The 20,906-nt window shown below is 55.3% G+C and carries 24 protein-coding genes, 1 tRNA gene, 1 pseudogene and 1 riboswitch; of the genes and pseudogenes, 8 read left to right on the top strand and 18 right to left on the bottom strand.

Translation table 11 applies throughout. The annotated features are described in order from the left end of the window. Positions 1-163 precede the first annotated feature (163 nt). Positions 164-595 (bottom strand): hypothetical protein, encoded by a 432-nt coding sequence (locus C7J97_RS02720; protein WP_113991966.1) that lies wholly within the window; start codon positions 593-595, stop codon positions 164-166. Positions 596-853: 258 nt separating this feature from the next. Here C7J97_RS02720 and C7J97_RS02715 point away from each other — a divergent pair, with 258 nt between their 5' ends. The 3 genes from C7J97_RS02715 to sigG all read left to right on the top strand — a co-directional run bounded on the left by C7J97_RS02715 (position 854) and on the right by sigG (position 3,528). Beyond that, positions 854-1,690: a sigma-E processing peptidase SpoIIGA gene (locus C7J97_RS02715; protein ID WP_113991965.1), complete on the top strand. Its 837-nt coding sequence runs from the start codon at positions 854-856 to the stop codon at positions 1,688-1,690. A 225-nt stretch (positions 1,691-1,915) separates the two neighbouring features. Continuing rightward, entirely contained in the window at positions 1,916-2,620 is a 705-nt protein-coding gene (sigK, locus tag C7J97_RS02710; RefSeq protein ID WP_005923202.1) for an RNA polymerase sporulation sigma factor SigK, read from the top strand. Positions 2,621-2,760: 140 nt separating this feature from the next. Further along, positions 2,761-3,528, top strand: coding sequence for an RNA polymerase sporulation sigma factor SigG (sigG, locus tag C7J97_RS02705; RefSeq protein ID WP_005923200.1), 768 nt, complete (start codon positions 2,761-2,763; stop codon positions 3,526-3,528). Between the two features lie 83 nt (positions 3,529-3,611). Here sigG and C7J97_RS02700 read toward each other — a convergent pair whose 3' ends face one another. After that, on the bottom strand, positions 3,612-3,860 hold the full coding sequence (locus C7J97_RS02700) for a sporulation transcriptional regulator SpoIIID (protein WP_015537824.1): 249 nt from the start codon (positions 3,858-3,860) through the stop codon (positions 3,612-3,614). 110 nt (positions 3,861-3,970) lie between these two features. Continuing rightward, positions 3,971-4,071: riboswitch (TPP riboswitch) on the top strand. A gap of 85 nt (positions 4,072-4,156) precedes the next feature. On the opposite strand from C7J97_RS02700, the gene thiT reads away from it, so the two are divergent. Both thiT and C7J97_RS02690 read left to right on the top strand, forming a co-directional pair. After that, positions 4,157-4,723 carry an energy-coupled thiamine transporter ThiT gene (gene thiT / locus C7J97_RS02695; RefSeq protein ID WP_005923196.1) on the top strand — a complete coding sequence of 189 codons (567 nt, stop codon included), beginning with the start codon at positions 4,157-4,159 and terminating at the stop codon, positions 4,721-4,723. Between the two features lie 162 nt (positions 4,724-4,885). Next, a tRNA-Ala gene (locus C7J97_RS02690) sits at positions 4,886-4,961 on the top strand. 262 nt (positions 4,962-5,223) lie between these two features. Here C7J97_RS02690 and C7J97_RS02685 read toward each other — a convergent pair. From C7J97_RS02685 to C7J97_RS02665, 5 genes are read right to left on the bottom strand one after another with little or no spacing between them, the layout of a single operon-like run. After that, the gene (locus C7J97_RS02685) at positions 5,224-6,435 is read right to left on the bottom strand and encodes a carboxynorspermidine decarboxylase (protein WP_113991964.1); all 1,212 of its coding nucleotides are present in this window, start codon (positions 6,433-6,435) and stop codon (positions 5,224-5,226) included. Beyond that, positions 6,435-7,694 (bottom strand): saccharopine dehydrogenase family protein, encoded by a 1,260-nt coding sequence (locus C7J97_RS02680; protein ID WP_113991963.1) that lies wholly within the window; start codon positions 7,692-7,694, stop codon positions 6,435-6,437. The genes C7J97_RS02685 and C7J97_RS02680 overlap by 1 nt, the downstream gene beginning before the upstream one ends. Before the next feature lie 37 nt (positions 7,695-7,731). Further along, positions 7,732-8,607 carry an agmatinase gene (speB, locus tag C7J97_RS02675; RefSeq protein ID WP_005923188.1) on the bottom strand — a complete coding sequence of 292 codons (876 nt, stop codon included), beginning with the start codon at positions 8,605-8,607 and terminating at the stop codon, positions 7,732-7,734. Continuing rightward, a complete protein-coding gene (gene speE / locus C7J97_RS02670) occupies positions 8,607-9,464 on the bottom strand; it encodes a polyamine aminopropyltransferase (RefSeq protein WP_097785881.1) in 858 nt (285 codons plus the stop codon). Before speE ends, speB begins: the two co-directional genes overlap by 1 nt. A gap of 12 nt (positions 9,465-9,476) precedes the next feature. Beyond that, a complete protein-coding gene (locus C7J97_RS02665) occupies positions 9,477-10,943 on the bottom strand; it encodes an aminotransferase class I/II-fold pyridoxal phosphate-dependent enzyme (RefSeq protein WP_015537818.1) in 1,467 nt (488 codons plus the stop codon). 592 nt (positions 10,944-11,535) lie between these two features. Between C7J97_RS02665 and C7J97_RS02660 the strand changes: the two genes are divergently transcribed. Together C7J97_RS02660 and C7J97_RS02655 are read left to right on the top strand one after the other, a co-directional pair. Next, on the top strand, positions 11,536-12,258 hold the full coding sequence (locus C7J97_RS02660; protein ID WP_015537817.1) for a LytR/AlgR family response regulator transcription factor: 723 nt from the start codon (positions 11,536-11,538) through the stop codon (positions 12,256-12,258). Between the two features lie 17 nt (positions 12,259-12,275). After that, on the top strand, positions 12,276-13,592 hold the full coding sequence (locus C7J97_RS02655; RefSeq protein ID WP_113991962.1) for a sensor histidine kinase: 1,317 nt from the start codon (positions 12,276-12,278) through the stop codon (positions 13,590-13,592). Positions 13,593-13,677: 85 nt separating this feature from the next. Here the strand turns inward: C7J97_RS02655 and C7J97_RS02650 are convergent, their stop codons facing one another. The 7 genes from C7J97_RS02650 to C7J97_RS02620 form a co-directional block, all read right to left on the bottom strand. Next, positions 13,678-13,917 (bottom strand): hypothetical protein, encoded by a 240-nt coding sequence (locus C7J97_RS02650; protein WP_005923171.1) that lies wholly within the window; start codon positions 13,915-13,917, stop codon positions 13,678-13,680. 19 nt (positions 13,918-13,936) lie between these two features. Beyond that, on the bottom strand, positions 13,937-14,413 hold the full coding sequence (locus C7J97_RS02645) for a NanQ anomerase/TabA/YiaL family protein (RefSeq protein ID WP_015537814.1): 477 nt from the start codon (positions 14,411-14,413) through the stop codon (positions 13,937-13,939). Positions 14,414-14,659: 246 nt separating this feature from the next. Continuing rightward, a complete protein-coding gene (locus C7J97_RS02635; RefSeq protein WP_242983424.1) occupies positions 14,660-16,405 on the bottom strand; it encodes a recombinase family protein in 1,746 nt (581 codons plus the stop codon). A gap of 13 nt (positions 16,406-16,418) precedes the next feature. Beyond that, the gene (locus tag C7J97_RS02630; protein WP_113991960.1) at positions 16,419-16,739 is read right to left on the bottom strand and encodes a type II toxin-antitoxin system RelE/ParE family toxin; all 321 of its coding nucleotides are present in this window, start codon (positions 16,737-16,739) and stop codon (positions 16,419-16,421) included. Continuing rightward, positions 16,736-17,041, bottom strand: coding sequence for a type II toxin-antitoxin system RelB/DinJ family antitoxin (locus C7J97_RS02625; protein WP_113992050.1), 306 nt, complete (start codon positions 17,039-17,041; stop codon positions 16,736-16,738). The genes C7J97_RS02630 and C7J97_RS02625 overlap by 4 nt, the downstream gene beginning before the upstream one ends. Positions 17,042-17,152: 111 nt before the next feature. Then, positions 17,153-17,584 (bottom strand): hypothetical protein, encoded by a 432-nt coding sequence (locus C7J97_RS14800; RefSeq protein WP_143405465.1) that lies wholly within the window; start codon positions 17,582-17,584, stop codon positions 17,153-17,155. 58 nt (positions 17,585-17,642) lie between these two features. Further along, positions 17,643-17,891: a hypothetical protein gene (locus C7J97_RS02620; protein ID WP_097791371.1), complete on the bottom strand. Its 249-nt coding sequence runs from the start codon at positions 17,889-17,891 to the stop codon at positions 17,643-17,645. A gap of 149 nt (positions 17,892-18,040) precedes the next feature. Here C7J97_RS02620 and C7J97_RS15325 point away from each other — a divergent pair. After that, positions 18,041-18,229, top strand: a pseudogene (locus tag C7J97_RS15325) (DUF6061 family protein); the annotation flags it as partial. Between the two features lie 72 nt (positions 18,230-18,301). Here the strand turns inward: C7J97_RS15325 and C7J97_RS02610 are convergent. The 4 genes from C7J97_RS02610 to C7J97_RS02595 all read right to left on the bottom strand — a co-directional run. Next, a complete protein-coding gene (locus C7J97_RS02610) occupies positions 18,302-18,841 on the bottom strand; it encodes a hypothetical protein (RefSeq protein ID WP_112091226.1) in 540 nt (179 codons plus the stop codon). Further along, positions 18,838-19,158, bottom strand: coding sequence for a hypothetical protein (locus tag C7J97_RS02605; RefSeq protein ID WP_242983423.1), 321 nt, complete (start codon positions 19,156-19,158; stop codon positions 18,838-18,840). The genes C7J97_RS02610 and C7J97_RS02605 overlap by 4 nt, the downstream gene beginning before the upstream one ends. Before the next feature lie 92 nt (positions 19,159-19,250). Further along, positions 19,251-20,234, bottom strand: a complete 984-nt coding sequence (locus C7J97_RS02600) for a hypothetical protein (protein ID WP_242700086.1) — start codon at positions 20,232-20,234, stop codon at positions 19,251-19,253. A 147-nt stretch (positions 20,235-20,381) separates the two neighbouring features. Beyond that, a partial coding sequence (locus C7J97_RS02595) for a DUF4367 domain-containing protein (RefSeq protein WP_113991959.1) occupies positions 20,382-20,906 on the bottom strand: 525 nt, incomplete at its 5' end.

Here is a 20,906-nt window from a genome sequence, read left to right as displayed (position 1 = left end):
AAGGGCGTCCCTATTGGAGGAGCTGGCGAGCGCAGCGAGACGGAAGGGATAAAAAAACACCCCCGCAGGCATAAGCCTACGGGGGTGTTATTATGCTAGTATGTTCCCTGCACCCCTAGGGGTACAGTCACGCAAGCATGAGCCTATCAGTCAAGCTGATTACTTAAGCTTTGTAGACGCCCTCGCCAACGATGTTCTTAGCGGTGCCGAAGCCCAGGTTGTAGATAGCAGCCAGGTTGCCAGCAACGTTCAGGATGCTGTTCACAACGCCCAGAGCGCCGTAGCCGAACTTCTGAGCGCCAGTGGACTCATCGGTCACATTATCGGTGTAGTTCTTCTTCCAAATGGTGCTGAACTGGCCGCCGAAGCCGGTCAGGCCGTCGCCGGGGGTCCAGGTGCCGCTGAACACAGCGCCGACGGTGTTGTCCAGGAAGCCCTGAACGTACTTGTTACCAACGATGGTCACCAGGTTCTTGTGGAAGTTCTGCCACTGAGCAGCGCCCATAGCGGGTGCCAGGTAGTCAGCAATGCTACCACCCATAACGTAGGTCATCTCGTTCTCAGACACAGCAGAGAAATTTGCAGGCATCATCATAATGAATTACTCCCTTCAAAAATAGAAAAAATATTTTCGAACCGGTGTTTCCGGCTCAATCCTTATTAGGATGGCAATAATATACCACACTTTCCAGAAATGTTCAAGTACTTTTTTGAAAAAAGTGTAAAAACTGTGAAACATCGTCCCGGCTTTTGTAGCAAAACTGCACTGTTCATGCGGGTTTTTCTGGTGTGACAAGTTTTTTCGCAAATTTGTGAAAAATAGACTACCAGAACCATAAGGCGGTGCTTTGCAATGAAAACAGTTGTTTTTGTGGACGAATTGCTGCTGGTAAACTTTGCCGCAGCCGCCGCGCTGCTGCTGGGCGCGGGGCTTTTATGCGGGCGCAGCTGCACCGGGCTGCGGCTGTGCGCGGGCAGCGCGGCGGCTGCGGTCAGCACCCTTGTCCTGCTGGCCCCTCCGTGGCCCGCCCCGCTGGCGGTACTATATAAAATCGCCAGCTGCTGCGGGGTGGTGGCGGTGTGCTACGGCGTGGCCGGGGCGCGCAGCTTTGCCCGGCTGTGCGGATGGTATGCGGCGCTGAACGGCCTGCTGTGCGGCGCGGTGGTGCTGCCCGGGGTACAGGCCAACAACCTGAGCGTGCTTTTACCGGTGCGCCCGGGGCAGCTTTTGCTCTGCTGCGCCGGGGTGTACGGACTGTTGCGCGGGCTGCTGGCGGTGTTTGGCCGCCCGCAGCGGGGCTGCTTTGCCGCTGTGCTGCAAATTGCGGGGGCAACAGTGCCGGTACAGGCCTACCACGACACCGGCTTTACCCTGCAAGACCCCCTTGCCGGGCGGCGGGTGGTGCTGGTGCAGTACCCGCCGTTGCGCAGCCGGCTGCCCGCACCGCTGCGCGCCTACTTAGACAGCTGGTTTGCCTCCGGCACTGCCCCGCCTCCGGGGCTGAGGGTGCAGTTTGTACCCTGCGCCGCCGTTACCGGCCATTGCCTGCTGCCCGCCGTGCCCGCCGCGCTGTGCCGTGGGCAGCGCCGCGTGCCCGGCCTGCTGGCGGCCTTTTGCGCCCCGGACGCCCCCACCGGCGCATGGACGCTGCTGTTGGGGGACGACGTGGCGGAGGAGGTGGGGGTGTAGGAGTTTTCCGCCCTCTCAGGCGCTCCCGCGCCAGCTCTCCCGGAGGGAGAGCTTATAGCATTGCCGTAATCTTTTATCATTCATCCGATACTTTTTCCGTCATGGCAAAAAAGCTCCCCCTTTGGGGGAGCCGGCACGGCGTAAGCCGTGACTGAGAGGGTTCAGCCCTCCCTGATGCAGTTTCCTTATAATACATATAATAAATAGTGCACAGGAGGGATATCCATGTTGCAGTTTTTCCGCAAGGTCTGGCAGCGGCTGTGGGGGCGTTTGCGCTACTGCGGCGCGGTGCATTATCTGGCGGGCGGGCCAAGCCTGCCCCCGCCCCTTACCCCCGAGCAGGAAAAAGCCCTGCTTGACCGCATGGCTGCCGGGGACGCTGCCGCCCGCGAGGAACTGATCACCCACAACCTGCGGCTGGTGGTGTATCTGGCAAAAAAGTACGAAAACAGCGGCGTGCCCGCCGAGGACTTGGTAAGCATTGGCACCATCGGGCTGATCAAGGCGGTAAACACCTTCACCCCTGCCCGCAGCATCAAGCTGGCCACCTACGCCAGCCGCTGCATCGGCAACGAGATCCTGATGTACCTGCGCAAAAGCTCCAACCGCCGGCAGGAGGCCAGCATCGACGAGCCTTTGAACGTGGACGGCGACGGCAACGAGCTGCTGCTCTCGGACATTCTTGGCAGCGACGCCAACGCGGTAAGCCAGCAGCTGGAGCAGGACGCCGAGCGCGCGGTGCTGCGCAGCGCCGTAGCGGCACTCTCGGCACGGGAACGGCAGATCATGGAACTGCGTTTCGGCCTTACCGACGGCGTGGAGCGCACCCAGAAGGAAGCCGCCGATGCCCTTGGCATCAGCCAGAGTTACATCTCCCGGCTGGAAAAACGCATCATCCGCACCCTGAAAGCCCGCCTTGAAAGCGAATAGCCGCTGGTGCATACCATAAAATTACAGCTTTGTCTATAATGCGCCCCTCTTTTGCGGAGGGGCGCTCAATTTTTTCCACGCATAGCGCCCGGCGCGCAGAGCCATACTTCCGGTAAAGCTAAAAGACCGGGGGCGTTTGGATGTACAACAAGGTGGAGCTATGCGGTGTGAACACAGGGCAGCTGCCTGTGCTGACCGAGGCGGAAAAGCGGCAGCTGCTCACCCTTGCCCACGCCGGGGACAAAGCTGCCCGGGCGCGGATGGTGGAGGGCAACCTGCGGCTGGTGCTCAGCGTAGTGCAGCGGTTTGCCCAGCGGGGCGAAAATCTGGACGATCTGTTTCAGGTGGGGTGCATCGGGCTGATCAAGGCCATCGACAACTTTGACCCCGCGCAGCCGGTGCGGTTTTCTACCTACGGCGTGCCCATGATCATCGGGGAGATCCGGCGGTTTCTGCGGGACAACAACGCCCTGCGGGTAAGCCGCACCCTGCGGGACACCGCCTACCGCGCCATGCAGGCGCGGGAAACGCTGGAAAAGCAGCTGGGGCGCGAGCCCACCATGGACGAGATCGCCGCCGCAGCGGGGCTTGCCCGGCGCGAGGTGACCGCCGCGCTGGAGTCGGTGGTGGAGCCGCTCAGCCTTGACGAGCCGGTGTACACCGACGGCGGCGATGCCATGTATGTGATCGACCAGGTGCGGGACCCGGACAGCGAGGAGAGCTGGATCAGCGGGTTGCAGTTCCGCGATACGGTAGCCGCCCTTTCGCCCCGGGAAAAGCGCATCATGGAGCTGCGGTATCTGCGCGGCAAGACCCAGATGGAGGTGGCGCAGGAGATCGGCATCAGTCAGGCGCAGGTAAGCCGGCTGGAAAAAGGCGCGTTGCAGCAGTTCCACACCGGGGGATAAAAGCAGCCGCTTTTCGCTGCGCCCTCTATGAAAAAGTGGTTCAAAAAAAAGACCGCTGCGCAGTGCAGCGGTCTTTTTGGGCTTTAGCGGCGGCTATATCTGCGCCGGGTGGCAGCCCCGCCCCGCAGATGACGCTCGGCCTTGTTGCGTGCCAGCACGGCGCGCACCTGCCCGTACAGTGCAGGGCTGATGCTGCGCAGCCGCACGGCAACGTCCTTGTGCACGGTGGACTTGCTGCACCCGAACGCAGCCGCCGCTGCCCGCACCGTGGCGTTGTGGGCGGCAATGTACTCCCCCAGCTGCACGGCGCGCTGTTCCGGATCGGCTTTCATATCACGCCTCCCTGCGTTCCAGCTTTGCAATGGTATAACATACGCGCCGCCGGGGCGGATTATGTCTGCGGGCTTGACTTTTTGTCCCCCGGCGCGTATACTGTGGGCGGACATAAAAACAGGGGTGCCGTAAGGCTGAGATCCGCATAATGCGGAGTACCCTTTACCTGATCCGGGCAATGCCGGCGTAGGGAGTTTGCGGAACTGTCCGGTACGTTCAACAAACCTCCGTGCGTCTGCTGTCGGCAGGCGCATTTTGTTTTTGTGTACTACTATGAGAGAGGAATCTTTTCATCATGTCCAAAACCTATTCCAAGACCCGTATTCTGGTGGAATGCGCCCTGATGATCGCCATTGGCACGGTGCTTTCCAACATCAAGTTCTTCACCATGCCCAACGGCGGCAGCATTACCCTGCTGAGCATGCTGCCCTTTGTGCTGGTGTCCTTCCGCCACGGCGCAAAGTGGGGACTATTCACCGGCTTTGTAAACGCCTGCCTGCAAATGATCATGGGCTTCTACCCTCCTCCCGCTTCCACCTTCCTCTACTTCCTCGGTGAGGTGCTGCTGGACTATGTGCTGGCCTTTATGGCACTGGGTCTGGCCGAGTTGTTCGCCCGCCCCTTCAAGAACCGCACCGTGGGTGTGGCCGTAGGCACCTTTGCCGCCGGTTTCCTGCGCTTTATGTGCAGCTTTTTGTCCGGTGTGCTGGTGTGGGGCAACCTGAACGATGGTCTGGCCGCATGGACTTACAGCCTGACCTACAACGGCAGCTATATGCTGCCCGAGACCCTGCTCACCATGGTGGCCGCTGTGCTGCTGTGCCGCGTGGCTCCGCAGATCTTTGACCGTCAGGCACGCTAAGGCGTAGTTTTTCCCAAAAGAGCACTCCCCCGCTTTTTCGATCCCCGCCGGGCACACGCCCTGCGGGGATCTTTTGCTGCAAAAAATTTTCAAAAAACTGTTGACAAGCGCACCTCCGGCTGGTATAATTACACACGTCGTCAGGCACGAGGCAAGACATCTGGGGGTTTAGCTCAGCTGGGAGAGCGCTTGCATGGCATGCAAGAGGTCACCGGTTCGATCCCGGTAATCTCCACCAGAATGAAAGCACTACACGGAAACGTGTGGTGCTTTTTTGTTGCTGCCAAACGAGTGAGGGTTTAGCTCACCCAGGAGAGTGCCGTGCATGGACTGCAAGAGGGTCACCGTGATCAGAATCGGCCCGGTAATCTCCACCAGAATGAAAGCACTACACGGAAACGTGTGGTGCTTTTTTGTTTTATCTGCCGTTCACCTTAACGTCCCCTTTCATGAAAAAAGCGTTTGTCGCAGCCCGCAGGCCGTGACAAACGCTTTTTATTTTACTGTGCGCCCAAGCGCATTTTGAAGTCCTGATAACCGAAGTGCACCAGTTCCCGGCAGCTGCCGTCTGCGCCCAGCAGCCAGATGGGCGGCAGGGGCATCCCGTTGAAGGTGTTGTTCTTGCAGGTGGTGTAGATGGCCATATCGCCGAAGATGAGCTTATCCCCCTCAGCAAGAGGTGCATCAAAGCTGTAATCCCCGATGATATCCCCCGCAAGGCAGGTGGGGCCGCCCAAGCGGACAGTGTGCGCCTTCTCCCCTGCCTCGCCGGCGTCCAGCAGCGGCGGGCGGTAGGGCATCTCGATGACATCCGGGGTGTGGCAGGCTGCGGACATATCCAGAATGGCAAGACTGGTATCCCCGTTGCGCAGGGTGTCCAGCACGGTGGTGACGAGATAGCCCGCATTCAGCGCCCAAGCCTCGCCGGGCTCCAGATACACCTGTACGCCGTACTTCTGCCGCACCGAGAGGATGCAGTTTTCCAGCGTAGCAAGGGCATAGCCCGGGCGGGTGATGTGGTGTCCCCCGCCGAAATTGAGCCACTTCATTCTGGGCAGCAGGTCTGCAAACTTTTTCTCCACTGCGGCCAGCGTTACCGCCAGCGCATCGGCGTCCTGCTCACACAGGGTATGGAAGTGCAGACCGTCCAGCAGGGCGGGCAGCTCCGGGTGCGCTGCCACAGCGGCGTCCCACTGAGCACGGGTTGTGCCCAGACGGCTGCCGGGGGCGCAGGGGTCGTAAATTTCGTGACCCTCCTGCGTGGAGCACTCCGGGTTGATGCGCAGACCGATGCTTTTGCCCGCTGCCTTTGCCGCCGGGCCGAACTTTGCCAGCTGGCTGGGCGAGTTGAACACGATGTGGTCGGCGTATTGCAGCAATTCCTCAAACTCATCTGCCCGGTAGGCGGCGCAGAACACATGGTTCTCCTTCTCCGGCAGCTCTTCCCTGCCCAAGCGGCTCTCGTACAGGCCGCTGGCCTCGGTACCTGCCAGATAGGGTGCCAGCACCGGGTAGACATTGAAGTTGGAAAAAGCCTTCTGCGCCAGCAGAATGCGGCAGCCGGTGCGCTGCTGCACCCCCAGCAGGATCTCGCCGTTGCGGCGCAGCTGGGCTTCGTCCAGCAGATAGCAGGGGGTGGGCAGGCGGTGCAGCTGCTCCTCGGACAGGTTTGCCAGCCCCGCAAAGGGCGGGCGGCTGTCGCGCACCCGCATCAGTCCACCAGAGCCGGGTTGTGGCTCTCGGAGCGGGGCAGGCCGTACTTATCCAGTGCATCCAGATACGGATCGGGATCAAACTCCTCGACAGTGTGCACGCCCTTGGTGGTCCACTTGCCGGTGAGCAGCATCAGTGCACCACACATGGCGGGCACGCCGGTGGTGTAGCTGATGGCCTGACTGCCCACTTCCTTGTAGCACTCCTGATGGTCGCAGACGTTGTAGATATAGTAGGTCTTATCCTTGCCGTCCTTTTTGCCGGTAAAGATGCAGCCGATGTTGGTCTTGCCCTTGGTACGGGGGCCAAGTCTGGCGGGGTCCGGCAGCAGAGCCTTGAGGAACTGGATGGGCACGATCTCCTGTCCGTTGAAGTTGACAGGGGTGGTGGACAGCATTCCCACGTCCTCCAGACAGCGCATGTGATCCAGATAGCTCTGGCCAAAGGTCATGAAGAAGCGGATGCGCTTTGCCTCCGGGATGTTCTTTGCCAGAGACTCGATCTCCTCGTGGTGCAGCAGGTACATATCCTTGTCGCCCACCTGATCGAAGTTGTACTCCCGCTTGATGCTCATGGCCGGGATTTCCACCCAGTGACCGTCCTCCCAGTAGCTGCCGGGAGCGGACACCTCGCGCAGGTTGATCTCGGGGTTGAAGTTGGTTGCAAAAGCATAGCCGTGGTCGCCGCCGTTGCAGTCCAGAATGTCGATGGTGTCGATGGTATCGAACTCGTGCTTTTTGGCGTAGGCGCAGTATGCCTGGGTCACACCCGGGTCAAAGCCGCTGCCCAGCAGGGCGGTCAGGCCGGCTTCCTCGAACTTTTTGGCGTAGGCCCACTGCCAGCTGTAATCAAAGTAGGCAGAGAAGCCGGCCTCCTTGCAGCGCTTCTCGTAGATGGCGCGCCACTCCGGGTCGTCGGTGTTCTCAGGCTCGTAGTTGGCGGTATCCATATAGTTGACGCCGCAGGCAAGGCAGGCATCCATGATGGTCAGATCCTGATAAGGCAGGGCGATGTTCATCACGAGATCAGGCTGGTAAGCCTTGATGAGGGCGATGACCTCTTCCACCTTGTCTGCGTCCACCTGTGCGGTGGTGATCTTGGTGGCGGTGGTGGGAGCCAGCTCAGCAGCCAGCTTATCGCACTTTGCCTTGGTACGGCTGGCGATGCAGATCTCGGTGAACACCTCGGGCACCTGGCAGCACTTATGGATGGCAACGGAGGCCACGCCGCCGCAGCCGATGATCAGAACTTTGCTCATATCGGTTACTCCTTTATCTGAAATGGTAGTTTCGTATTTATACCTGAAAGCCCGGCCAGCCCTTGTCCAGCGCAATCAGAGTCTCGCGCAGCACCTTGCAGGCGGTGGCGGTGGAAACGCCGGTGGTGTCCAGCGTGGGAGCCAGCTCGTTCAGGTCTGCACCGATGATGTTGGCCTTGGTCACAGTGCGGATGGCATCCAGCAGCTGCAAAAAGCTTACGCCGCCAGCCTCCGGGGTACCGGTACCCGGGAAGCAGGAGGGGTCAAGGCAGTCCAGATCGATGGTCAGGTACACCGGCACCTTGCTCTCGCACAGCTGTGCGGTCAGCTCGGCAAGGCCGGTAAAATCGAACTTGTGCATCTCGGTGTGCTGAGCAGCAAACTCAAACTCTGCCCGGTCTCCGCTGCGGATGCAGAACTGATGGATACGGCCATCCCCTACCAGCTCGTGGCAGCGGCGCAGCACACAGGCGTGGCTCAGCTTCGCGCCCAGATAGTCGTCCCGCAGGTCGGCGTGGGCGTCGAAGTGGACGATATGCAGATCCGGGTATTTCTTCACCGCAGCCCGCACGGCACCCAATGTGACCAGATGCTCGCCGCCCAGCAGCAGCGGGAATTTGCCGTCCTTCAAAATCTCCTCTGCCCGAGCCTCGATATCGGCCAGTGCCAGCTCGCTGGAGCCGAAGCACAGCTCCAGATCGCCGCTGTCGAACACATCAAAATCGGTCAGGTCGGCGTTCTGGTAAGGGCTGTAAGTCTCCAGACCGTAGCTCTCGTGCCGGATGGCCGCCGGGCCGAACCGTGCGCCGGGGCGGTAGCTGGTGGTGGAATCGTAAGGCGCACCGTACAGCACGATGCTGGCGGCGCGGTAGCTGCTGTCGCAGCCGATAAAGGTCTCAACGTTGGGGTGCATCAGTGTTCCTCCACTTCCCGCAGCATCTCCTCCAGAAAAGCCGGCAGGTAGAATGCTCCGATATGCAGTTTGGTGGTGTAGTAGCGGGTGCGCATATTCAGCGCCTTCCACGCTTCTGCGTCCAGATCATCAATGGGATGGTATTTTTTGCTTGCAAAGCCGAACAGCCAATAGCCCGCCGCAAAGGTAGGGATATGTGCCTGATACACCCGGCTGATGGGGAAGGTGGATGCGATGCGCTTGTGGCTGCGCTGCATGGCGCTGGCGTCCTCGGCGTAGAAGGGGCTGCCCTGCTGGTTGACCATGATGCCGTCCTCTTTCAGGGCGTTGAAGCAGCTGCCGTAGAACTCGCGGGTGAACAGACCCTCAGAGGGGCCGAAGGGGTCGGAGGAGTCCACAATGATGAGGTCGTACTCCTCCTCGCAGCGGCGGATATACTTCAGGGCGTTCTCAAAGTAGATATGCACCCGGCGGTCATCCATACGGCAGGCATTGCCGGGTAGGTAAGCGCGGCAGGCCTCCACCACCTGCGGGTCCATCTCCACAAGGTCGATGCGCTCCACGCGGTCGTAGCGGGTCAGCTCCCGCACCACGCCGCCGTCTCCGGCACCGATGACCAGAATGTCCTTGGCCTCCTTGTGCACCGCCATAGGCACATGAACGATCATTTCATCGTAGATGAACTCATCGCGCTCGGTCAGCATCACGTTGCCGTCCAGCGTGAGCACCCGGCCGAACTCCGGGGTCTCAAAGATATCAATGCGCTGATAATCGCTCTGCTTGGAGTAGAGCTGCTTGTTCACACGAATGCTGTGCTTCACATCCGGGGTGTGAAACTCTGAAAACCAAAATTCCATCTCTTTCCCTCCTTATGCCAGAACATTCAGGTGCAAGATTTCGGGGTCCTCCGGGCCAGTCATGCTGCAGCCCTTGGCCTTGGCGTACTCGATGTAGTTCAAGATCTCCTTGGTGATGCGCTCGCCGGGTGCAAGGATGGGGATGCCCGGGGGATAGCACATGACGAACTCGCTGCACACCATGCCCTCGGTCTCCCGCAGGGGCAGGCTCTTTTTGGGGGCATAGAAGGCCTCCTGCGGGCTGGCAGCCACCACAGGGTCGATGTATTCCTGACTCAGCAGACCCGAACCGTCGGTGCGGTAACGGCGCTTGATCTCAGCCAGCGCACTGACCAGACGCTCCACCTCCTGCGGGCGATCGCCGATGGACAGGTAGGCAAGGATGTTGCCGATATCGCCGAACTCGATCTGAATATCGTACTCATCCCGCAGGATATCGTAGACCTCGATGCCTGCAAGACCGATATCCAGCGTATGGACGCTGAGCTTGGTAGTGTCGAAATCAAAGACGGAATCGCCGTTGCACAGCTCCTTGCCAAAGGCGTAGTAGCCGCCTACGGCGTTGATCTCCTCGCGGGCGTACTCGGCAATGTCCGCCACCTGATGGAACACCTGCCGTCCCCGCAGCGCCAGATTGCGGCGGGAGATATCCAGACTGGACATCAGCAGGTAGCTGCCGGAGGTAGTCTGGGTCAGGTTGATGATCTGGCGCACATAGCCCGGGTGCACGTTGGGGCCGATGAGCAGCAGGCTGGACTGGGTCAGGCTGCCGCCGCTCTTGTGCATGGACACCGAGGCCATATCCGCGCCTGCCGCCATGGCAGATACCGGCAGGCCGCCGCCAAAGTAGAAGTGTGTGCCGTGGGCTTCGTCCGCAAGGCAGAGCATCCCGGCATCGTGCGCCATTTTTACGATGGCACGCAGGTCGGAGCAGATGCCGTAGTAGGTGGGATTATTCACCAGCACAGCCACAGCGTTGGGGTGCTCCTTGATGGCCTTTGCCACCTGCTCCCGCTTCATGCCAAGCGAAATGCCCAGGCGCTTATCCACCTCCGGGTTCACATACACCGGCACCGCGCCGCACAGCACCAGCGCGTTCAGCACGCTGCGGTGCACATTGCGGGGCAGAATGATCTCATCGCCCCGTTTGCAGGCGGTAAGTACCATGCTCTGCACGCTGCTGGTGGTGCCGCCCACCATTAAAAAGGCGTGTGCTGCGCCAAAGGCATCGGCGGCAAGCTCCTCGGCTTCCCGGATGACTGACACCGGGTGGCAAAGGTTATCCAGCGGCTTCATGCTGTTCACGTCCACGCCCACACACTGCTGACCCAGAAAAGCGGTCAGTTCCGGGTTGCCGCGGCCCCGCTTGTGGCCGGGCACGTCAAAAGGCACTACCCGCATCTGCCGGAACCGCTCCAGCGCCTCGTAAATGGGCGCACGGCGCTGATCCAGCCGGGAACGCGCTTTGTTCTCGTTCATCTTTTCCTCCGTCCCTGTTCTTCTTTTTGCACAACAAAAAAGCGCAGGCACTGCACAAATATGCAGACCTGCGCTTGGAAAAGCTTTTTCCGCGCTGATAAAGCACCCAGCCGTAAGTGCCGGTGCTGCGCGTTATTTGCGATCCAAAAAGACGGGGTGATGAGAGTCTATATAGCAACTACACTTTTACTACTCTTATTGACCGTTTCACAAGTCTGCGCATAGGCTGCGCAATTTCATGGTTGTAAAGGAACCAACTTATAAAATTTGAGCTTCAAACTCAATCAATAATGGCAGCTTGCGCCGCCGGTCGGCAGTGGACCCGGCTGTCCGTATGGCCTTAGCCCCGTTTGGGCGGTCCCGAGTAAATTGCTTTGAAAAGACTCTGCAAGGCGGCGTCTCTCAAAATCAACAAAAGAATAACATGATTCGCCCCGTCTGTCAACCAAAACTTTTTGGCAGTCGCCTGCTGCGGGTGCGCGGGACGGCGCTCGGCGCGCAAAATGGAGCGTTTTGTGCAAAAAAGCAGATGCCCTTCCCGCCGCAGTATGCTATAATAAAGGAACAATGAATGGAGAAAGAGGGTGTATGGATGGCACTGCCAATCGCCATCGTAGAGGATCAGACCCCGGACGCCCAGCGGCTGGAGGAGCTGCTGCAACAGCAGCTGCCCGAAGCCGAGTGCACATGGTTTGCCTGCGGGGATGATTTTCTCCGTGCCGCAGCAGAGCCCGGCTTATACGCCGTGGTGTTTCTGGATATCTGCATGGCGGGCACCAACGGCATCGAGACCGCCCGCCGACTGCGGCAGGCCGACCCGGAGGTGCTGATCGTATTCGTGACCTCCTCGCCGGAATATGTATGGGATGCCTTTCCGGTGCACCCCTTCGATTACCTGCTCAAACCCTATCAGGAGGAAAAATTCGTGCACCTTGCCGCCGAGCTGCGGCGGGCGCTGCGTTGTAAGGAGCCGGAACTGGAGATCCGCATTGCCCGCCAAAGCATTCAGCTGCCGCTGCGCAAGGTGCTGTATGCCATTGCCCGGAACCACTACGTCCTTATCACCACCGAGGATGGTGAGTACCGTGCCATGTGCAGCTTTGCGCAGATCGAAGAAAAGCTTACCGCACGGGAAAACTTTATGAGCTGCAACCGAGGCGTTATCATCAACATGGACAAGGTGCTGCGGTTCGGGGAGGACTGCATCGAGATCCTGGACGGCACCCGCCTGCCGGTACGGCAAAAGGATAAATGCACTCTGCTTGCCCACTTTACACAATACCAGTTCCGCCACATGCGGCAGGAGCTGCACTGAGGAAAGGAGCAGCCGCCATGGATCTTGCCCTGTTCGGCCGTTATTTTCTGGATTTTGCGCTGCTGTACCCCAGCGCGTTTCTGTGTCTGGCATCCCTATGGGAAAAGCTGCGCACCCCCAGGCGCACCGCCTGCATCGCTGCCGGATGCATCACCCTGCTGTGCATCGGCTGCGCCGCGCTCTGCGCCGTGTTCGGGCTGAACAGCAATTCTCTCCTGCCCGCCATCGTGCTGGTCTCCTTCTGGCTGCTGCGCTGGCGGGTAACGCCGGAAGTGACCGTAAGCCAGACCGCGTTTCTGTTTTCCATCTCTGCCGTGATGATGGCGGTGTGTTCCCTGCTGTCGACGCTGCTCAACGCCCAGACCGAGATCTCCAACCCACAGACCGTCTGCCTTGCCTCCACGGCGCTGCTGCGGCTGGGCCTTGCCGCGATGCTCACCGTGCTGTTCTGGTTCACCGCCGTGCAGTGGAGCCGGTGGCTGCTGCGGGAGTACAGCGGTGAAGCCTTCTGGCAGTCTGCGTGGCCGCTGCCCGCCCTCTATGCCGTTTTTCTGGTATACTGTATGCCGCTGAACCCCGCCGTGGTGCTGGTCGGGCGACTGAAGATCATCTCGGTGCTGGCGGTGTCCATCTCGCTGTTCGGCATCTTTCTGCTGCTGTACGAGATGTACCGCGTTGCCCGGGAGTTTACCCGCAATGCCCGGCTGGACCGGGAAAACCAGCTGCTGGCCATGGAATCCCGCCGGTACATGGAGTTACAGACCTATCTGGACAACACACGCCGTCTGCGGCACGACTTCCGGCAGCATCTGCATGTGATTGCCGGACTGACCGAGACCGGGCAGCTGGAGGAGCTGAAAAGCTATCTGCACCAGTATGAAAGCGAACTCAGTGAGCACCGCCCCAGCCTGTGCGCCAACGCCGCCGTGGATGCACTGGCCGGATATTACGACCATGCAGCCGGGCAACAGAGCGTTCCTGTGGAGTGGAAGCTGGCACTGCCTCGGCAGCTTCCCATGCCGGAGGCCGACCTGTGCACCATTCTGGGCAATCTGCTGGAAAACGCCCTGCACGCCAGCCAGAAGCTGCCGCCGGAGCAGCGCCGGGTGCAGGTGATGGCGCAGATGCTCAGTCCCGCCATGCTGGGGCTTGTGGTGGAGAACCGTTACGACGGCATGCTGAAAAAGCAGCAGGGTATCCTGCACTCCACCAAGCACGAGGGCACCGGCATCGGGCTGGTATCTGCCGAGACGGTAGTGCACAAATATAACGGCAATCTGCATTTGGAGACCGAGGAGCAGATCTTCCGGGTGAATGTTCTGTTAAATCTGTAACCACCGGCAGGCCAACGTGAAAGCGTTCACAAAAAAGCAGCGCCGTCCTTTGCAGAGAGGTTTCTCTACGAAGGGCGGCGCTGTATTATTTTTCAAGCTTCTCCGTGCTTTTTTGTGCGGCTTCCAGCTCGTCCACCCGCTTTTGCAGGGCGGTGATCTTATCGTCCATTTTCAAAAATGTCCAGACCAGAACGGCCAGCACCAGCGCGGGAGGAACGACCATCCACAGGGACTGCTGACACCAGAGCAGCAGCGAATAGCCGCCGAATACAGTAAAAATAAATACGGCAAACAGACTTGCAGCCAGTACAGCAAAAAATCCCATACAGAAAGTCTCCTTTCAGTTATTCTTCCGTTTCTTCCTCGTCCGGGTCCAGCTCAATGCTGAACACGGCTTTTTTCAGCTTTCCGCAGCCCTGCGCCTTCAGACCGGATTTATACGGTTCCCCCGCCAGATACAAGGCAAAGCGTCCCTCGCACAGCATTCCGGCAATGCTGGTACCGGCAGTGCCTACGGTGGTGTCGGCGGCTTCATCGGTTGGCTTGGTGGGCGTCAGCTCCGCAAGGCTTACCTCAAACAGCTCACTGCCGTCCAAGTCAGTCTCCAGCGTAATGTGATTGTCGTGCCGCTGGAACAGTGCCTTGTCGGAGGTCTGGGGCGTGACGGTGCTCACGGTGACCACCGCCTTGTCCCCATCGATGCGGGTGCGCCCGGCAGGCAGGGTGGTGATATCCCGCGCCATGATGTACTCGATCACGGTGTCCAGATTGTCGCTTACGCCCAGATAGTTGGGCAGGTTGTTCAGGGTATCGTAGATCATAGAAAAAGTCCTCCGTCTGTGTTGTTTCAGTTACCTGTATGGTATCACAGGTCAGGGACAGATGCAATATGTGTGCGGGCAGATGTCGCGAGCCGCGCAGAAAAGGAACCCGGGTCGCGGCTCCCAGCGGCTGCGTCGTGCCTTGGGCGGCACGCGCATCCTGCTGGCCGCAGCCCCAACAGCTCCTCCCTGTTTCTGCCGCTGGCAGCGGTCGTCGCTGTTGCACAGGGGCTTTCCCCCGCCGGACTATTCGGCGGGTCGATGCTGTTCGAATCCACCCTTGCAGCCCCTTTTCAAGGCAGATAAAACAGAAACTCCAGTACCCGGTTCGGATACTGGAGTCCTTGGTGGGCGCGGGTGGATTACGCGAGCCGCGCTGCTAAAAACAGCCCACTGGGCTGTTTTTACGCTGTCTTCTGCGACAGCGCCGCAGCTGTTCGAATCCACCCGCCCTATGAGTTTAGCCTTGTTACAAAACAAAAACCTCAGCGTATTGTATACGCTGAGGTTTTTTGGTGGAGCGAAGCAACCCAAATCCGAACCATTGCCCTCTGGGGCATCTTTGGCGGCGATCTCATCGAAAGTGATGGTTTTTGTGCCGTCTTTGTAGTTGAATGCAATCAAAACTTTTTCATCATAGAGATAAACAGCATTCACGAACGTGTTGATAAGCGTTTCCCGGTGGCTTTTTACATTCGGGTCGAGCTTGCGGAACCGGGTCAGCCAAAAACGAACCTGATTTTCACTCAACCGTGGCCGAGCGATTTTTTCTTCGGCGATCCGAACCTCAAGTTCTTTCTGCTGGGCTTCCAGCTTTTCCAGACGCGATTTGGTGGAGTTGGTCAGCACACCTGCTTGGATGGCGTTCAGCATATTCTCGATGCCATTCTCTACCTCGCGCATCTGCTTTTCCAGCAGAGGAAGCGTGGTGTTTTCCTGATCCTGCAACTCCATCACTTCCGCAACGATGGCATCAATCACGGCATCGTCCTGAATCAGCTTCGTGGTTTCAGCTATGACCAAATCTTCCAGCCACTCTTTACGGACGGTCTTTTTCTTGCAGGTCTTGAAACGCTTCGCGGTGGCGCACTTATAATAATGATGAACGACCTTGTTTCTACCCGTACCGCACTCGCCGAACATCATCGCGCCGCACATTCCGCAGAACAGCTTGGTGGTGAGCAGGTAATCATCCTCGGCCTTGTGACGGGCAGGAGCGCGGCTGTTCTTTTTGATTTTTAGCTGCACTTCCTCAAACAAGTCCTTGTCCACGATGGCCGGGATACTGTCGGGCATCACAATGTCCTTGAAGTGGTTTTCACCAATGTACCGTTTGTTCGTCAGCAGCTTCTGAACACTGTTGTAGGTAAACTTCTGGTTACGGTTGGTGGTCACGCCACTGTCGTTCAGCCAGTTCATCAGTTCTTTCATAGTTGCACCATCGTTGTACCGCTGAAAGGCTTCTACCACAAAGGGAGCTTTCAGCGGGTCGATTTGAAAGAACTTCTCCTCGTCCACCTTAAAACCAATGGGAATTGTGCCACCGTTGTACTTGCCCTTCAGAACATTCTCAGTCATGCCGCGCACGACCTTTTCAGAAAGTTCTGCGGAATAGTATTCAGCCATGCCGGTGAGCATACTCTTGACCATGATACCCGCAGGGCTGTCAGAGATAGGCTCCGTGGCAGATACCAGCTTGACATGGTTTCGTTCCAACTGATACTCATAGTGGGCCGAATCGTAACGATTTCGGGCGAAACGGTCGAGTTTCCAGACCAGCACAATGTCAAACAACCGTTTCTCGCTGTCCTTGATCATCTGCTGGAAATCCGGGCGGTTGTCGGTTTTGGCGGAAAGGGCGCGGTCAATGTAGTGCTTAACTACCGTGATGCCGTTCTTTTCGGCATAAGCCGTACATTCACGAATCTGGCCTTCGATGGATTCCTCGCGCTGGTTGTCGCTGGAATAGCGGGCGTAGATTACGGCGGTCATGCAAACACCCCTTTCACTTCATTCTCCGCAGGCGGCGCACAAGGTCGGATGCACTGTACAGAACACGGGCCACCGACACGGCATCCCCGCCCACGATGTAGAACACCGAGTAGTTATCCACCAGCATCTGCCGCAGCCCTTGGGTGCGCTCCGGCTCACTTTCCACCAGCGCACAGCGTTCCGGCAGGATGTTCAGCGACTGGATGGCTTCTGCAATGCGGTTGTACTGCCCCATAGCCGTATAAGGTTCAAGCAGACGGTCAGCAATGTAGCTGTAAATCTGCTCCATATCGCTGAGTGCCATCCGGGAAATTTTCACATCATACTGTTTCATCTGTGCTGTTCCCTGAACTGTGCGAATGCGCTTGCAGCATCCACGGTATCACCGATCTGAATCTCCTTAATGCCCACCTGCAAGGCTGCATGGAGCTGGTCATCGGTCATGGTGTCAGCGTTCAGAGCCGCAGGAGCCTTCGGCAGGGACAGCGAGAAGGGGATGCCGCCAGTCAGGGTGATCTGGCGCAGGTACATATCAATGGCTGTTGCCATCGGGATGCCGAGCTGCTTCAACACATCCTCGGCTTGCTGCTTAACGGTGGGGTTGACACGAAGATTGAGTGTCATCGTTTTTTCCATGGTTATCACCTCGGCCTTATTGTAAAGTATTTTGCGTTGCAAATCAACAACTCCCAAACTTATAATTAAATTTCTCCATATTGCACAACATAACTTCAGGTTCTCCGACTTCTAAAATTTTGCTTCATACCAATACCAATGTGCTGCAATTCGTTCAGTATATTGTGTATTATCACCTTCTGATTCTGCCCACGACCATCCATTTCCACTTTTTACAAACTCAACCGGAACATCTTGAAAGCCATGTGGTTCATCATCTTCAGAATAGTAAAAGCCCTTATATGTAGTACTCGGAATGAGCCCGAAAGAGCCTGTACAAAATTCCACCATATCATCTGCGTAATAATATACTTTCCATCCATTCCACTCTAGCGGTCCCATTGGATGTTCTTCTATCACTTTCCGCGCATAGTTTGTCAGCTCATCCTGATTTCGCAGTACATAAGACTGGATGGATTTTTTGCTAAATGGCCGAACAATCAACGCCGTAGCTACAGCAATACACCCTAGTGCGGTCAAAAGTCCAATGCAAATTCTTTTCATGTTTTTCTCCAGTCAACTGAAAACATATCACGCTGTAAGAACTATGATATCGCAGACTTTACTTTAGCGTGTGTACAATATGCAGTGCCATATCTGCATTTTCTTTGTCTACAAATATCTCTGTGATATACTTTGGTTTTATACCTAGAGTTCCAATTCTTGCCTGATCGAACGTATTACGCCGATTGACATCTTTAGTTTTGCAATAGAACTTGATTCCCGCAGCCGCCAACGCATCCGTGATGCGACTGCCTTGGTAGGGATCAGAAACGGTTGCGACTTGCGATTTGAAAAACTGCTCTAGCATAAAAGGATCTCCTATATACACTCTAAAAGAAATCTCTTGCGTTTCTTACTGGAATAACGAAATTTAAGCCCAATTTATTTCGTTTGTCTACAAAATTTTTCAAAATCGTATAGCTGCACATAAATTCATGGAAAATTTGTTGCATAATCACAGTTTTGTTTATCTGCATCGCTATTGAGGACGAATACGGCAATACTCCAACGCAGCGGGCGGAACTGGACTGGCTGCTCTACAACAAGCCCTTGGAGTATGCTCAGCTTGTGCTGGGTGGTGAGATTGAGCATTATCTCTCACTCAGCTGTGACCATGGCAGATTTAGAGGATTGACCTTTAATTAAAATATCCAAGGCAAAACAACAGCCCTCTACTTGCAGTCGTTGCAAATAGAGGGCTCATGGTTAGTTAGTAGTTCAACCTATTATGGTAACCATCTGAAAATACTGATACTGGTATTCATCTTCTAATACCGCCTGCATTTCTTCCATGTATAGCGGGTCTTTCAACAGTTTGGGATGAAATGCTCGCTCTCTCCAGAGTCGGACTCCAATTTCGGGAAAAAAATATTCCGTTCCCAGTTGCAAGTCCTTTTCGTTGCAAATAACGTTGTCCTTTTTCATTAAGCTATCAATAATACACTCGGCGGCTGTATTAAACATATCCATCCCGAACAATTTTATTGATGCCACTTTAGACAAATCACGCTGGATGCCGATTTCAGCAGCTTTTCCGTTCCGATACTGCACAAGAAAGAACGAATCATTATCCATATATCGTCCGGTTATCAAATTAGGGTCATCGGTTTCCGCACAACATTCCATTTGCATTGCTTCATCAGAAGAATTCGACCACTGTTTCTTCATTTGTAGAAGAGCATTTTCTAATTCATCTGATGTCATGCCTAATTTTAATTGTCCAATTCCAATATGTGGTTCAATAATTATCTCTTTCATAACAAAACCTTATACCAAAAAGTGAGCCATACAAATGCAGCAGTTGCACATATCATCAGAACCAGTAGTATCGTACTTGCAAGTTTTTTCTCAATGGAAACTTTCTGATTTTCGCACAAGACAATTTGCTGAAGATTGTGAAATTCGGCTTCGCTGACATTTCCATTTAACGCTTTCCATGTATTGCGGCGTTCTGTAACCAGCAAGAAATCAGACAGCATTTCCATAAAAATGACGGCGAAAAATGCCAGAGAAAAGAACCACATACCGCTCCATTGGCTTGCTGTCAAAGTATCTCGGAGCGTTGCCGGTTTCAAGGACTGTACCGCAATGACATAAAGTACGGTACTTTGTTCACAGTTGTTCTCCTTAATCTGCTGGCACCTATACACCGTTATTCCCATCATGTCTAAAAGCGAATTGATTTTGCAATTTCCAATGCCTGGCTTTCCGACACAGAACTTGCTTCAAGTTCAATTGCAACAAAGCATTCTTTCTCGTTATCATAAGCGAGAACGCCTAAATTGTTTACTGGTTCTGAATTTGCACCATCTTGAAAAATTACCGTTGTAAGTGCAGTCGTTCCGCGTTCCGTGGTTTGTATCACATCGTATTTATTATCCGTGTCAAACCTGTAAACCGATCCTAGCCGAAGTGCAGAGTAAACAATCTGCACGGAATCTCTATCACCTTCATATGGTTCATAGGTACTGTATCCAACCGCGCCAACCAACACATGATTTTTGTCATAAATATCATATACTGGATAAGACGGATTCAGGCTTGCAAGAGCAAGTGGTTTATTTTCAGCACGTTGCGTTTGTTCTCTCTTTTGAATTTTCCACCCTTGCGGAAGTTCGATTGAAATAACACTGCTCGCTTGTCCTAATTCTTCAGTTTGAAATTCAATTTGCCGATTTGGTTTCTCCTTGTTTTCAGCTTGTTCTCCTAAAATATCTGATGCGATTTGTCCATATTCTTTATCAGTAGTGATGGATTCCAGATACTGATAAAGCGTATTTCTTTCTTCATCCGATCCTCTATAGGGAAGCTCTGTTTTTATGCCGGATAAAACAAGCTGCTGAAAGTCTTTATCATTCATCAGTTTGTCATATTTCAACACATACAGTGTGTCTTGAGGGAATTTGATAAGACGATTTGTCAACACCGAAAAGCAATCTTCTGTATACCCACCATCCGATTCTTTAAGCTTTTGCAGTATTTGGCTTGTGCTGGCGTTTTCAAGATTAGATAAAAATTCCTGCTCGCTTGTCACCGATGTCGATATAGGAGAGTTCATAGAAGTTGAAGAGGATACTTTTGTTGCGCAAGCTGACAATCCTATGATTGTCGCAACCGAAATTGCAATGAAGCTCCTTTTCATATAGAGCATACACCTCCCGTTTGTTTCCATCAGAAGCTTTTACTTAGACAACGCAGCAACCAACACATTTGTTGCAAGATTTCCCAAATTTGTTTACTTAAACAAAAATCCATTCTCACATTTGTGCTCATCTACAAATATCTAGGCATTTTGCCGTTAATAAATACTTTCTGCAACCTTCATCAACTCATCCAATGAACCATCGCCCATAATTGTGCAGGAAACACCAGCATCCTCCCAAACCAAAATATAACAGGTGACCTGCCCCGGAATCTCACTTGTTCCAAGTGTTGCTTCCTTATCTCCAATCTTTACAGTTGTATAAACGGTATGTTCATTATCGAATGTTTCAATCTGTCCGTATGCGGTTATAATTGAACAATCCACAAAATAGATTTCTCCGGCAGCATTAACATACGCATGAGAGAATGTTTCCTTTTTATCATAGCCTTGCGTATAGTCACGCCAAAATCCGACTTGTACATAATGTTCACTATACGCATCGGGAAGCTGTTCTAATGGTTCTCCTTCAACTTTATAAGTGACTTGCATCTCAATGGGCAGGAACTTCTGAATCATCGTATAGACCGCCTTGCGGAAGTCTGCACTTACTGCAAGCGCGCCGAGAGTTAAAATTACCAGCGTCATGGCTGCAACAAGCACTCGTTTCAGCACAGGGCG

Source organism: Faecalibacterium prausnitzii, assembly GCF_003324185.1.
GTDB lineage: Bacteria > Bacillota > Clostridia > Oscillospirales > Ruminococcaceae > Faecalibacterium > Faecalibacterium prausnitzii.
The sequence above is the reverse complement of the archived record's forward strand: the minus strand, read 5'-3'. Positions and strand labels throughout refer to the sequence as shown.

Coding starts and splice junctions, on each gene's coding strand:
- C7J97_RS02720 (WP_113991966.1), bottom strand. CDS start 595: ATGATGATGCCTGCAAATTTCTCTGCTGTGTCTGAGAACGAGATGACC.
- C7J97_RS02715 (WP_113991965.1), top strand. CDS start 854: ATGAAAACAGTTGTTTTTGTGGACGAATTGCTGCTGGTAAACTTTGCC.
- sigK (WP_005923202.1), top strand. CDS start 1,916: ATGTTGCAGTTTTTCCGCAAGGTCTGGCAGCGGCTGTGGGGGCGTTTG.
- sigG (WP_005923200.1), top strand. CDS start 2,761: ATGTACAACAAGGTGGAGCTATGCGGTGTGAACACAGGGCAGCTGCCT.
- C7J97_RS02700 (WP_015537824.1), bottom strand. CDS start 3,860: ATGAAAGCCGATCCGGAACAGCGCGCCGTGCAGCTGGGGGAGTACATT.
- thiT (WP_005923196.1), top strand. CDS start 4,157: ATGTCCAAAACCTATTCCAAGACCCGTATTCTGGTGGAATGCGCCCTG.
- C7J97_RS02685 (WP_113991964.1), bottom strand. CDS start 6,435: ATGCGGGTGCGCGACAGCCGCCCGCCCTTTGCGGGGCTGGCAAACCTG.
- C7J97_RS02680 (WP_113991963.1), bottom strand. CDS start 7,694: ATGAGCAAAGTTCTGATCATCGGCTGCGGCGGCGTGGCCTCCGTTGCC.
- speB (WP_005923188.1), bottom strand. CDS start 8,607: ATGCACCCCAACGTTGAGACCTTTATCGGCTGCGACAGCAGCTACCGC.
- speE (WP_097785881.1), bottom strand. CDS start 9,464: ATGGAATTTTGGTTTTCAGAGTTTCACACCCCGGATGTGAAGCACAGC.
- C7J97_RS02665 (WP_015537818.1), bottom strand. CDS start 10,943: ATGAACGAGAACAAAGCGCGTTCCCGGCTGGATCAGCGCCGTGCGCCC.
- C7J97_RS02660 (WP_015537817.1), top strand. CDS start 11,536: ATGGCACTGCCAATCGCCATCGTAGAGGATCAGACCCCGGACGCCCAG.
- C7J97_RS02655 (WP_113991962.1), top strand. CDS start 12,276: ATGGATCTTGCCCTGTTCGGCCGTTATTTTCTGGATTTTGCGCTGCTG.
- C7J97_RS02650 (WP_005923171.1), bottom strand. CDS start 13,917: ATGGGATTTTTTGCTGTACTGGCTGCAAGTCTGTTTGCCGTATTTATT.
- C7J97_RS02645 (WP_015537814.1), bottom strand. CDS start 14,413: ATGATCTACGATACCCTGAACAACCTGCCCAACTATCTGGGCGTAAGC.
- C7J97_RS02635 (WP_242983424.1), bottom strand. CDS start 16,405: ATGACCGCCGTAATCTACGCCCGCTATTCCAGCGACAACCAGCGCGAG.
- C7J97_RS02630 (WP_113991960.1), bottom strand. CDS start 16,739: ATGAAACAGTATGATGTGAAAATTTCCCGGATGGCACTCAGCGATATG.
- C7J97_RS02625 (WP_113992050.1), bottom strand. CDS start 17,041: ATGGAAAAAACGATGACACTCAATCTTCGTGTCAACCCCACCGTTAAG.
- C7J97_RS14800 (WP_143405465.1), bottom strand. CDS start 17,584: ATGAAAAGAATTTGCATTGGACTTTTGACCGCACTAGGGTGTATTGCT.
- C7J97_RS02620 (WP_097791371.1), bottom strand. CDS start 17,891: ATGCTAGAGCAGTTTTTCAAATCGCAAGTCGCAACCGTTTCTGATCCC.
- C7J97_RS02610 (WP_112091226.1), bottom strand. CDS start 18,841: ATGAAAGAGATAATTATTGAACCACATATTGGAATTGGACAATTAAAA.
- C7J97_RS02600 (WP_242700086.1), bottom strand. CDS start 20,234: ATGCTCTATATGAAAAGGAGCTTCATTGCAATTTCGGTTGCGACAATC.